Origin of the sequence: Mycobacterium sp. NPDC049093, assembly GCF_040704635.1 — a bacterium.
Classification (GTDB): domain Bacteria; phylum Actinomycetota; class Actinomycetes; order Mycobacteriales; family Mycobacteriaceae; genus Mycobacterium.
In genome coordinates, this window is record NZ_JBEZJS010000003.1 from 143274 (window position 1) to 154988 (window position 11715).

The 11715-nt window shown below is 65.0% G+C and carries 12 protein-coding genes, 1 tRNA gene and 1 pseudogene; 6 read left to right on the plus strand and 8 right to left on the minus strand.

What is annotated here, in order from left to right:
• Positions 1-2 precede the first annotated feature (2 nt).
• Positions 3-890 (plus strand): SCO6745 family protein, encoded by an 888-nt coding sequence (locus AB0876_RS11310; RefSeq protein WP_526042013.1) that lies wholly within the window; start codon positions 3-5, stop codon positions 888-890.
• Between the two features lie 5 nt (positions 891-895).
• On the opposite strand, the gene AB0876_RS11315 is transcribed toward AB0876_RS11310, so the two are convergent.
• From AB0876_RS11315 to AB0876_RS11345, 7 genes are all read right to left on the minus strand, one after another.
• Positions 896-1222: a YnfA family protein gene (locus AB0876_RS11315; protein ID WP_491839369.1), complete on the minus strand. Its 327-nt coding sequence runs from the start codon at positions 1220-1222 to the stop codon at positions 896-898.
• Positions 1223-1310: 88 nt separating this feature from the next.
• Complete coding sequence (locus AB0876_RS11320; RefSeq protein WP_491839218.1) at positions 1311-2072, minus strand: ABC transporter ATP-binding protein; 762 nt, start codon at positions 2070-2072, stop codon at positions 1311-1313.
• Positions 2056-2910 carry an ABC transporter ATP-binding protein gene (locus tag AB0876_RS11325; RefSeq protein WP_491839217.1) on the minus strand — a complete coding sequence of 285 codons (855 nt, stop codon included), beginning with the start codon at positions 2908-2910 and terminating at the stop codon, positions 2056-2058. Before AB0876_RS11325 ends, AB0876_RS11320 begins: the two co-directional genes overlap by 17 nt.
• Positions 2907-4109, minus strand: coding sequence for a branched-chain amino acid ABC transporter permease (locus tag AB0876_RS11330; RefSeq protein ID WP_526042014.1), 1203 nt, complete (start codon positions 4107-4109; stop codon positions 2907-2909). Before AB0876_RS11330 ends, AB0876_RS11325 begins: the two co-directional genes overlap by 4 nt.
• Positions 4106-5155, minus strand: coding sequence for a branched-chain amino acid ABC transporter permease (locus AB0876_RS11335; protein WP_526042015.1), 1050 nt, complete (start codon positions 5153-5155; stop codon positions 4106-4108). Before AB0876_RS11335 ends, AB0876_RS11330 begins: the two co-directional genes overlap by 4 nt.
• 84 nt (positions 5156-5239) lie before the next feature.
• Positions 5240-6451, minus strand: a complete 1212-nt coding sequence (locus AB0876_RS11340; protein WP_526042016.1) for a branched-chain amino acid ABC transporter substrate-binding protein — start codon at positions 6449-6451, stop codon at positions 5240-5242.
• Between the two features lie 196 nt (positions 6452-6647).
• The gene (locus AB0876_RS11345) at positions 6648-7274 is read right to left on the minus strand and encodes a two-component system response regulator PdtaR (protein WP_491839213.1); all 627 of its coding nucleotides are present in this window, start codon (positions 7272-7274) and stop codon (positions 6648-6650) included.
• Between the two features lie 112 nt (positions 7275-7386).
• Here AB0876_RS11345 and AB0876_RS11350 point away from each other — a divergent pair.
• The 3 genes and pseudogenes from AB0876_RS11350 (at position 7387) to AB0876_RS11360 (ending at position 9564) form a co-directional block, all read left to right on the plus strand.
• Positions 7387-7956: pseudogene (locus tag AB0876_RS11350) on the plus strand (IS607 family transposase).
• Positions 7949-9409: an IS607 family element RNA-guided endonuclease TnpB gene (gene tnpB / locus AB0876_RS11355; RefSeq protein WP_526042017.1), complete on the plus strand. Its 1461-nt coding sequence runs from the start codon at positions 7949-7951 to the stop codon at positions 9407-9409. The pseudogene AB0876_RS11350 and the gene tnpB overlap by 8 nt, the downstream one beginning before the upstream one ends.
• A gap of 78 nt (positions 9410-9487) precedes the next feature.
• Positions 9488-9564, plus strand: a tRNA-Leu gene (locus tag AB0876_RS11360).
• A 570-nt stretch (positions 9565-10134) separates the two neighbouring features.
• Here AB0876_RS11360 and AB0876_RS11365 read toward each other — a convergent pair.
• Entirely contained in the window at positions 10135-10440 is a 306-nt protein-coding gene (locus AB0876_RS11365) for a hypothetical protein (protein WP_491839210.1), read from the minus strand.
• Positions 10441-10619: 179 nt separating this feature from the next.
• On the opposite strand from AB0876_RS11365, the gene AB0876_RS11370 reads away from it, so the two are divergent.
• Together AB0876_RS11370 and AB0876_RS11375 are read left to right on the plus strand one after the other, a co-directional pair.
• Positions 10620-10781 (plus strand): hypothetical protein, encoded by a 162-nt coding sequence (locus tag AB0876_RS11370; protein WP_491839209.1) that lies wholly within the window; start codon positions 10620-10622, stop codon positions 10779-10781.
• Positions 10782-11001: 220 nt separating this feature from the next.
• Positions 11002-11676 carry a methyltransferase family protein gene (locus AB0876_RS11375; RefSeq protein ID WP_491839208.1) on the plus strand — a complete coding sequence of 225 codons (675 nt, stop codon included), beginning with the start codon at positions 11002-11004 and terminating at the stop codon, positions 11674-11676.
• Positions 11677-11715 lie beyond the last annotated feature (39 nt).

The following is an 11715-nucleotide window of genomic DNA, read 5'->3' on the forward strand; positions in this document are numbered from 1 at the left end:
GAATGAGTCGCACTCCCGCGTTGGCACGTCGTTTCTTCGAGCGGCTGGAGCCGGTACACGGAGTCACCTACTTCGCCCCCGAGCCCCGCGCGGCACTGGACGCCGCGGGCTACCGCGGCTTCTGGCTGGGGTACTTCGCCAGCCGCTCGGCTCCACTGGGCATCGTGGCGCCAGAAGTCGTGACGGCCGCGTTCTACAACTTCACCGCCGAGCGAGTTGCCAAGGCGCTACCGGCGGTCTGGGACATAGCCAGTCCGGCAACGCTTCTCCAGATGCGATCGGAAACAGCTGTCGCGGCGCTGCGTCGCTCCGGGGTGGCGGAATCCGAATCCACTCGTCGGGCCGCCGAGCTGACCGCCAAGGCGGCCGGCACGGCACCGCTGGAGGGACGGCCGCTCTACGCCGCCAACCGGGCCTTGCCGTGGCCCGAGGAACCGATCGCGAAACTCTGGCATGCCGTCACCCTGCTACGCGAGCAACGCGGTGACTCCCACATCGCCGTGTTGGTCGCCGAGGGGATCAGCGGCCGGGAAAGCAATGTCCTGCATGCCGCGGCCGGTCGGGTGCCGCGGGAGATGATCATGCGCAGCCGCGACTATGACGACGAGCAGTGGGAGTTCTACGTCGAGCGACTGCGTTCCCGCGGCTGGTTGGACAGCCAGGGCGAGCTCACCGACGCCGGACGCGACGTCAAGCAGGTGGTTGAAGACCGTACCGACGAGTTGTCCGTGGCGGCGCTGGACGCGTTGTCCGATGAGGAGATCAGCACCCTGTTCGCGACGCTGACGCCGATCACCCGCCAGGTGGTGGCCGCTGGTGACGTGCCGGCGGCCACGCCGATGGGCCTGCGTCGCGATGATCTCGACGACGACAGCGCCCATCTGGGCTGACGGACTCAGCGCGGCGCGTACATGATCAGGCCGACGCCGGCGAGTGCCACGAGTGCGCCGGTGACATCCCAGCGGTCGGGCCGGAAGCCGTCGGCGGCCATGCCCCACAACAACGATCCGGCGATGAACACCCCGCCGTAGGCCGCCAGCACCCGACCGAAGTGGGCGTCGGGCTGAAACGCCGCGACGAAACCGTACGCGCCGAGAGCGATCACCCCGGCCCCCATCCACACCCAGCCGCGGTGCTCCCGTACGCCCTGCCACACCAGCCAGGCCCCGCCGATCTCCAACACCGCGGCCAGTAGGAACAGCGCGATCGATTTGCCTACCATCACCAGCCCAGCGTGCCGTGAATGTGCACAAATGCCGAATCCGCGCGGCGTGTCGCCGGCAGACCCGCACGCTCGCGGTACCTGGGGGTCAGGCCACGCCGAGATAGGCGGCGCGAATGCTGTCGTCCGCCAACAATTCCCGCGCAGCACCGGTGCGGGTGACACTGCCGGTCTCGAGGATGTAGGCCCGGTCCGAGCGGCTCAGCGCCTGTTGGGCGTTCTGCTCGACCAGCAGCACCGTGGTGCCCCTGGTGTTGATCTCGGAGATGATCTTGAAGATCTGTGAGATCACCATCGGTGCCAGCCCCATCGACGGCTCGTCGAGGAGCAGCACCCTGGGCCGCGACATCAGGGCGCGGCCGATGGCCAACATCTGCTGTTCCCCGCCCGAGAGGGTGCCGCCCACCTGGGAACGCCGTTCGGCCAGCCTCGGAAACGTGGTGAACACCCAGTCCAACCGTTCGTCGTGCTCGCCGCGGGACGCGAATTTGCGCCCATAGCAACCCATTTCCAGGTTTTCCACCACGGTCATACCGGGAAAGACCCCGCGCCCTTCGGGAGCCTGGATCAGCCCGTCGATGACGCGCTGGTGGGCTTTCACACGCGAGATGTCGCGGCCCTCGAACCAGACCGAGCCCGAGGTCAGCGACCGCAGGCCAGAGATCGCGCGCATCATGGTGGTCTTGCCGGCGCCGTTGGAGCCCAACAGCGTGACCAGCTCCCCCTCGTGCACGACGAGCGAAACTCCGTGCAGCGCCTTGATGCGACCGTAGTGCACCACCGCGTCGCGCACCTCAAGCAACACCGGGCGACTGGCCTCCGTCGGTGACGATTCAGGAGATGTTGTCATCGGGTACCCCCAGATAGGCGGCGATCACACGCGGATCTTCACGGATCTCCGACGGTAGGCCGTCGGCAATCTTGCGGCCGAACTCCAGCACCACGATGCGGTCGGTCACGCCCATCACCAGTCGCATGTCGTGCTCGATCAGCAGCACCGTGTAGCCGTCGTCGCGGATCTTGCGGATCAACTCGATAAGAGACTCTTTCTCGGCCGGGTTGAACCCTGCGGCGGGTTCGTCCAGGCACAGCAGCTTGGGCTCGGTGGCGAGCGCCCGGGCGATCTCGAGGCGGCGCTGATCGCCGTAGGGAAGGTTCTTGGCCTTCTCTTCACCACGATGCGCGATCCCGACAAAGTGCAGCAACGCCACGGCGCGTTCGATCGCCGAGCGCTCCTCGCGACCGTGTCGCGGGGACCGTACCAAGGCACCCGGCACCGAGGTCTTGTGCCGCGCATCGGTTCCCACCATGACGTTCTCCAGTGCGGTCATCTCACCGAAGAGGCGGATGTTCTGGAAGGTGCGGGCGATGCCGCGGCGGGTGATCTGGTGGCGTTTGATGCGGCCCAGTGGGGCGCCGTCGAACACGACCGACCCTGAGCTCGGCCGGTACACGCCGGTGATCGCGTTGAAACATGTGGTCTTACCCGCACCGTTGGGTCCGATCAGGCCGAGGATCTCGCCGCGGCGGATGTTGAAACTGACCGAGTCCAGGGCCACCAGTCCGCCGAACTTCACGGTGAGATCCCGGGTCTCCAGCAGGATCTCACCTTCGGCGGCCTGGATGTCACGGTGAACTCCGGCCAGCTCCTCGACGCTCTCGGTCACACCGGGCATGGGCTCGCTCATCCCACGGGCTCCTTGTCCGTGGCGCCGCGCAACAACTGCCGGGCCGATCTGCCGTAGGTCAACAGCTGCTGGCGCACCGGGAACAGTCCCTGCGGCCGGAAGATCATCAGCACCACCAGCGCCAGACCGAAGAACAGGTACTTCAGGTCACCGAGGTTGATCCCGAGGAACTCGACCCCAAGGAGGCGATTGGGCAGATACACGACGATGAAGGCGCCGAAGATCACGCCGAGTTTGTTGCCCTGTCCGCCGAGTACCACCGCACACAGGAACAACATCGAGTTGATGATGTTGAACGTCGGCGGTGCCACGTACTGGACCTGCCCGGCGTAGAGGGCACCCGCGAGCCCACCGATCGCGGCGCCGATCACGAAGGCCCACAACTTGAACCGGAAGGTGTTGACGCCCATCACCTCTGCGGCGTCCTCGTCCTCGCGGATGGCCACCCAGGCGCGCCCGACCCGGCTGCGTTCCAGATTGCCGACCAACAGCAGGATGCCGATCATCAGGATCAGACCCAGCCAGAACCACCAGGTGCCATAGTTTGCCTCGCCGACCGAGTTACCGCTGGAGAACACGCCGTTGGGCAGCTTCTCGCTCTCCCCCACCCGCGGGTAGGCGACCTGATTGAGCCCGCGCGAACCGTTGGTGATGTCGGACAGATTGTCGGCGAGCAGCCGGATGATCTCGCCGAAGCCGAGGGTGACGATGGCCAGGTAGTCGCCGCGCAACCGAAGGGTCGGCGTCCCCAGGATCAACCCGGCCAGCGCGGTGACAGCCATCGCCAACGGCACACAGGACAGCCACGCCCAGTCCTTGCTGAAGAAGCCGTCGGGGCCCACCTTGTTCCAGGGGCTGTCGGGGCTGGTCAACAGAGCGACGGTGTAGGCGCCGACAGCATAGAAACCGACATAGCCGAGGTCGAGGAGGCCGGCCTGACCGACGACGACGTTGAGGCCGATCGCGATGACGGCGATCATCGCGAACTGCGCCATGGTGCCGCCGAAACTGATGCCAGGGGTGTTGAGGAAGCTCGGGGTGAACAACGGCAGCAGTGCCAGGAGCCCGAAACCCACCACGCCGGCAACCCATTTCACGGCCCGCGGCAGGGTGGACCAGTATTCGCGGATGGCGTCGCCGGGGGCCAGCAGCGTCCTGGTCACCGAACCGGCCGATTCTGCACCGTGATGCTCGCTCATACCCGTGCCTTCCCGAGGCTCTCACCGAGTATCCCGGTCGGCCGGAACAACAGCACCAGCACCAGCAGCACGAACGCCACGACGTCACGCCATTGCGTTCCGAATACCACCTGCCCGTAGTTCTCCATGATGCCCAGCAGCAGACCGCCCAGCAGTGCGCCCCGGAGATTACCGATGCCGCCGAGCACCGCCGCCGAGAACGCCTTGATACCGAGCAGGAATCCGCCCGAGTAGATGATGCCCTGAGGCACCTTCAGCGTGAACAGCAGCGCGGCGACTCCGGCCAGCAGACCGCCGAGCAGGAACGTGGACATGATGATCCGTTCCCGGGAGACCCCCATCAGCGTGGCCGTGGTCGGATCCTGCGCCACCGCACGGATTCCGCGCCCGAATTTGGTGCGGTTGATCGCGATGTCGGTCAGGAGCGCGACCACCAGGGCCGCACCGATGATCACCAGCGTCACGTTGGTGATCACTGCCTCGAACTTCGTGCCTTCGAACAGCGTGAACTGTATCGTCGGCCGGACCAGCTTGATGGGCTGCTGGGCATTGGTGCCGCCGTAGCCTTTCAAGATTTTCGGTAGCACGAAATGCACGAATTCCTGTAGCACGAAAGACATTCCGATCGCGGTGATGAGGAATGTCAATGCGCGGGCGTTGCGTTTTCGTAGCGGCCGGTAGGCGATGAATTCGAGACCCACGGCCGCCGTTCCGGAGACCAGCATCGCAAAGACCATGGCAACGCCGAGGTAGAACACCGTCAGCATCACGCCCTTGTCGTACGGCGTGCCGGGCGTGAAACCCAAGATGACATCGAGGCAGAAGTACGTCCCGAACATGCCCAGCATGAAGATCTCGGAATGGGCGAAGTTGATCAGCCGCAGGACGCCGAAGACCAGGGTGTAGCCGACTGCCACCAGAGCATAGATCGCACCCCAAGACAGCCCGTCGACGGTCAGTTGGAGAAATCGGTCCTGCAATCCATCCAGGTTGAAACTGATGTTGGAGGCCAGACAGGTGGACTGCTCGACGCACTGGTGGATCATCCGGCGGCGGCTCCTGATTCAAGGGTGTGAAGCGAAACGCGTCCGAGTCCTGGGGACGGTCTCGGACGCGCTTCGCTCAAGGGGCTACTGGACTTCGTACATCCAGATCAAGTTCGTGGTGAGCTCGCCCTTGTCGGTCCACTGGTACTTGCGCGCCACACCTTGGCCCTCGTACTTGCGGACGTAGTCGAGCATCGCCGGCCGCGTGATGGCGCCCGAGTCGATGCCCTTGAGCAGGATGGTGCCCAGGTCGTAGCCCTCGGTGCTGTAGGTGCCGGGCGCCTGGCCGAACTTCTTCGTGTATTCGTCGGCGAATGCCCCGGTGGCCGGGCCACACGGGCAGGACAGCAACGCACCCTTCGACGCTTCGCCCGCCTGGTTGACGAACTGCTGATCCTTGGTGCCGTCGGCGCTGACGAACGTCGCCGTCACCCCGCCGTCCTTGAGCTGCTGCACGAACGGTGCGGCCTCGGAGTAGTAACCGCTGTAGAAGACCGAATCCGGGGCCGCGCTCTTGATCTGGGTGACCGCGGCCGAGAACTCCTTGTCGCCCTTCTTCACCGAGATGTTGCACGACGAATCGGCAACCGGGCCAAGGGTTTCACGCACAGCCTCGGCCAATCCGAGCCCATAATCGGTGCTGTCGTCGACCACGCACACCTTCTTGTGGCCCAGCGTGTTCTTGAGATAGTTGGCCACCGAGGGACCCTGCACGCCGTCATTGGCCAGGCCTCGGAAGAATGTCCGCCACCCGTTCTCGCTCAACGTGACGTTGGTGGCCGAAGCGGTGGCGGCAACCAGTCCGGCCTGGTTGAACACATCGCCGGTGGCCTTGGTCTCCCCGGAGAACGCCGGTCCGACGAGGCCGATGATCATCGCGTCGTCGACGATCTGCGGCGCCACGCCGGTCGCCTTCTGCGGATCGCCTTCGGTGTCAAAGCTCTTGAGCTGCACCTGGCAGCCGGCGTTGGCGGCGTTGTGCTTGTCGACAGCGAGCTGCACGCCGTTCTTGATGTTGATACCCAGGGCAGCGTCCGGGCCGTTGAGCGCGCCCATCATGCCGAGCATGACGGGCGGGCAGACGGCCTTGCCGTCGCCGGCGGGCTCGGCGGGCGCGACGTCCTGGGCGGCCTTGATCTCGGCACCGTTCTCGTCGATCTGGACCTTCTCGACGATCTTCAAATTGGTCTGCGATGCCCCGCCTTCCGGTGAGGACTGGTCACAGCCGGCAATCGCCAGGGCAACCACACCCGCACTTCCGAGAGCAAATGCTTTCCGTGCCACGCGACCGCGCACGCTTCACCTCCGGGTCAGAGTTGTCAGCGGTACCGACGCCCTGACCTTGCGAGGCCGGGGCGCCGGAGCTTCGGGTAGAACATAGCCAACCACCGGCCCGAGCGCGGGATGTTGAGTCAGGCTTCTTGCGCGTGTGCTGCCTGAACGCGGAATTTCGGCCCGGCAGAAACCCACAATTAACAACCGGGCCGGTCGGTCAGTTCTCCGGAGCGGGTGCTTCCTCGGATTCTTCCAGCGTTTCCAGCACCACTTCGGCCACCCGCCGCATGGTGGTCCGGCGGTCCATCGCGGCCCGCTGGATCCACTTGAAGGCCTCGGGCTCGGTCATCTGGTGTTTGCTCTGCAGCAAACCCTTGGCCCGTTCGACCAGCTTGCGGGTCTCCAACCGGTCCCCCAGCGTCGCGACCTCGTTCTCCAACGCGGCGATCTCGCTGAACCGGCTGACCGCCACCTCGATGGCAGGAACCAGGTCGGTGATGCTGAACGGCTTGACCAGATACGCCATGGCCCCGGCATCACGGGCACGTTCGACCAGTTCACGCTGGCTGAACGCGGTCAGGATGACGATCGGGGCAATGCGCTTGCTGGCGATCTCCGAGGCCGCGTCGATCCCGTCGCGCCGAGGCATCTTGACGTCCATGATCACCAGGTCAGGGTGCAGGGACTCGGCGAGCTCGACGGCCTCCTGTCCGTCACCGGCCTCACCCACGACCTCGTAGCCCTCATCCCGGAGCATCTCGGCGAGATCGAGGCGGATGAGCGCCTCGTCCTCGGCGATGAGCACGCGGCGGGGACTGTCAGCGTCTTTCGGTGACCCGGTCATGGAGAACATTGTGTCGTGGAGGCCGCCGTTCGGCGAGCGCGGGGTTATGAGCTGCTCGATCAAATGTGTGAGCTTCGTGATCGAACGTGCGTTTGAGTAAGGCGCTTGAAGGTTGGAGTGGGCACGTGGCAACGGTTTGCATCCGCCGACTGCGTACCGGTGGTTCCGTGAGGATCGTATGCCGGTGCCTGTTCGCCGGTCGGGTCGGGGATGATCTGGGTCAGATGCTCCGGTGGCCGGGGCCGATCGCACAGTCGTACCTGCGCGGGTGTGTTCGTCGGATCAGCGGTTGGATCCGGACCGGCAGGTCGCCTGACTGGCTGATTGGGCTACCTCGAACGGTCACGTCATTGGTGAAGTTGTTACCGAGGTCGGGTCAGGCCTGAACGGTTAAAGGCCGAAGGTGCACAGGATTTGTCGGACCCGTCTGCTTTCGTGGTTGCCGTGGAACACCGTGGCCGGTTGGCACGCTTCGGGGGTGAGCACCTCGACGCCGCGTTGTCTGTGCTACGCCGCAAGGTCATCCTCACCGACCCGGACGAAACCTCAGCGATCTGGTTCGCGACATGATCGAGGTGCTGACGTGATGTGCGTGCGCCTTTACCGCCGACGGGGCGTTCAGAACCAGACTGCGCGCGCGGTGACAGCAGCCAAGAATGCCGAGGCTGGTGTCGATGGCTAGGTTCGAGATCCCCCCGGGGTGGACGGCACAGGCATACCGGTTCGCATTGGATCCGACCCCAACACAGTTGCGGGCGTTGGCTTCTCATGCGGGCGCGGCACGGTTCGCCCATAACCACATGCTGGCGTTGGTGAAGGCGGTGATGGATCAGCGCGCAGCCGAGCGCACCTACGGCATGCCCGACTCTGAGTTGAGCCCGGTGCTGAGTTGGTCGTTGCCAGCGCTGCGCAAGGTCTGGAATCAACGTAAGCCGTCGTGTGCGCCGTGGTGGGCCGAGAACTCCAAGGAGGCCTACAACACCGGCCTGGACGGGTTGGCACGGGGGCTGGACGCCTGGTCGTCATCGCGGCGCGGCCAGCGCGCCGGACCGGCGGTCGGGTTTCCCCGATTCAAATCGGCTCGCAGCCAGAAGTCGGTGCGGTTCACCACCGGGGCCATCCGGGTCGAGGCCGACCGCCGCCACGTCACCCTGCCGCGACTGGGTACGGTCCGGACGCATGAGTCGACCCGTAAGCTGGCCCGCCGGGTCGAGGCGGGATCCGCGCGGATCTTGTCGGCCACCGTGCGCTGCGACAGCGCCGGGCGCTGGCATTGCGCCCTGCAGGTGATTGTCGAGGCCAAGACGCGGCCGACGCACGCACGCCGGTCGGCCCATCCTGTGGTTGGTGTCGATGTCGGGGTGAAAGCCGATGCCCTACTGGTGGTCGCCACGCCCGACGGTGTTGAAGTCGAGCGTATCGGCGCGCCGAAGTCGTTGACCGCGGCGCAAGCCGGGTTGCGGGCCCTGCAGCGCCGGGCGGCCCGCCAGCGGGGGCCCTACGATCCAGCTGCCAAGGACAAGCGGACGCCGTCGAAGCGGTGGCGCAAAACCCAGGCCCGGATCGGCCGCACGCACTCCCATGCCGCGGCGGTGCGTCGCGACGTGCTGCACAAGGCCACCACCGCCCTGGCCCAGCAGCACGATGTGGTGGTGGTCGAAACCTTGAACGCGGCGGGTATGCGCACCGCCGGTGGGGCCCGCAAGAAGGGGCTGAATCGCGCTTTGGCTGATGCTGCCCTGGCCGAGATCCGTCGCATGCTCGGCTACAAAACTCGTTGGTACGGCTCTCATTTGGAGGAAGTCGACCGGTATTTTCCGTCGTCGAGGATGTGCACGGGCTGTGGGAGGCGAAAGTCAAACCTCACGCTGGCCGATCGAGTCTTCGAGTGTGACGGCTGTGGTATGCGGATCGATCGTGATCTGGGTGCTGCGATCAACCTCGCCCGACTCGGCGTACCCACAGTGTTGGGTGAACAGAGTCCCGCCGGGAGTGGCCCGGTGGCAGGACGTGGAGCCACGCGTGAGACCGACCCCGCACCAGCGGGTGACGCAGCCGGCGATGAAGCGTCAACCCCGCACCACCACATCGTGGATCAGACGGGGACCGCCTCACCGCAAGGCGAGGCTGCCTAATGGGAGCCGAACTCACAGCCGCTCACGGAAAGGCAACGGCCATCCTCTATGGTGTAAAGCCGCAGTACCGATCGGGACGCCCTCGTATCCCAACTGGCAGAGGAAACGGATTCAAAACCCGTACAGTGTGAGTTCGAATCTCACCGAGGGCACCAGGGACCGGCACGTGAACGTAGGTCTTCACGCCCGCCGTGCACACAACCTCAAGCCGCAGTCGGCCCGCAGGATCGAGATTGCTGCGGGGCGTCCGATGAGTACAGAACACCTTCTTGGCCGACGTGCTTTACTGACCATGGCACCTGACCTCCCACCTCCCGTTCATGTCTGACCAGTACGTCTCCCCCACGTTGTCGACGAGACGGACGGCTTCGGTCTCAGACATGTTGAACTGCTGCGTCAGCCATGCGACAGCCTCGTCAACATTGAACGGCATCTCCCCATTGGAATTCTTGAGGTGGCGCTGGTTCTCCGTGCAAAACGCCTCACCTGGCGTCTCCGCCGCAGCTATCGGCAAGGATGCAAGGGCGAAGAAACTACTCAACGCGACTGCACTCACAAAAGTCCTCATCCAAGCCATGTCAATTCTCCGTTCTGTTACCTACGGCGAAAATCCGTCAGCGCCCCTCTTTGTTGGATGGCGACCCAGTCTTATCTGACCGGAACAGGCAGAACGTTCTCCTGCCTGCTCTGTGCGCCACGCCAGCCGACGCAGAAGCAGCGCAGCGTCACGGTGCCATGTCCGGGCAGACGTCTATGTAGACAGCACGCGCGATCTGTTCGGCGGTAGCGAGGCCGAAGTCGTACTCATCAGCGATGCCGCGAGCCGACGACCCCTTGCATACCGCCTCGGCTGCCAGAGCTGTCGGGATACCGCGACTATCGACGAGGTATCCGAGGTCGTGGTTCCTCAGCGCATCCACGTACGGGATTGCCCAATCAAACTCGCTCTCGCAGCAGTCCGCCCGTGCGGTAGGAGGCACCCCCAATGGGATACCGCTACTGGCCAGCAGCATGATCAGCAGCTTCCTCATGGACTCAAAGTTCGCCAAGCTCCGAGGTCCGTCGCCGACGTCGCCCCTCATGCTGCGAATGGTAGATCCTGGTCGTGGTCGTTGCTCGAAGAATCGTTTGCGCCGAGGTCCTGCTGTTCCGGCGCGTCTCACGAAGTACTGCGAACGTCCATGGTCAGCAGCTCAGAACTGGACCCGAAATGCCGGCGGATGCAATGGCCACCACACCGTCATTGGAAGGCAGTGGCGCAGACGGACAGCGCGGCGGGGAGATGCCCGATGAGCGCGGCGACGACAGCGTGCTCAGTACTTTCACCGCCCTGGTCTTGCAGATGACCGCAGCCCGGATCAATCCGCCGTAGCCGAGCATTGCCGGTGGGACACTCAGTACCGCTCCTCCGTGCGCCCGCATGGCCTCCGCGGTCGACGGGTGGCGGCACTAGTCCTGCGGAAAGCGCTTGCACCGCTCGGTCGTAGCTTGGGACCAAACACACCCGCCTGGTAGGTGCCCGACGGTAGGTTGAGCCGTGCGCTGCGTTGCGCCCGCCGGCGGTCGATACCGCGGCGGACGACAGGAGGATCGTGAAAGCCGTTGCGAGAGTAGTCGGATTCGGGCTCGTTGAGCTCATCGTTTTCGGCCTGGTGCTGTTCTTGCTCGCGGGAACATTCGACTACTGGCAAGCCTGGGCTTTTCTGGTGGTGTTCGCCCTCTCAACCTGGATCCCGAGCATCTACCTGCAACGCGCGGACCCCGCGGCGCATCAACGTCGCAAACGCGCCGGGCCGGCCGCCGAAAGCCGCACGCTGCAAAAGGTCCTCATCGCCGGGTGGTACGCCTCGTTGGCAGCCATGGTGGTGGTCAGCGGCCTCGACCATCGCTTCAGTTGGTCCTCGGTGCCGCCGGCGATCTGCGTGGCCGGTGATGTCCTGGTGGCCGTCGGACTGGGCGTCACGAGCCTGGTGGTCATCCAGAACAGCTTCGCGGCCTCCACCGTTCAGGTGGAATCGGACCAGAAGCTGGTGTCCACGGGCCTGTACGGGCTCGTACGCCACCCCATGTACACCGGCAACGTACTGACCATCGTCGGCTTCCCGCTCGCGCTCGGGTCCTACTGGGGGCTCCTGCCCGTCCTCCCCGGACTCCTGATGCTCGTCGTCCGCATCCGCGATGAAGAGAAGCTACTGGTCGAACAATTGGACGGATACCGCGAATACGCGCAGAAAGCGCGCTACCGCCTCGTGCCCTACATGTGGTGATGGCCGCGCCCACCCCACCGGGGTGGGCGCGGCGATCGC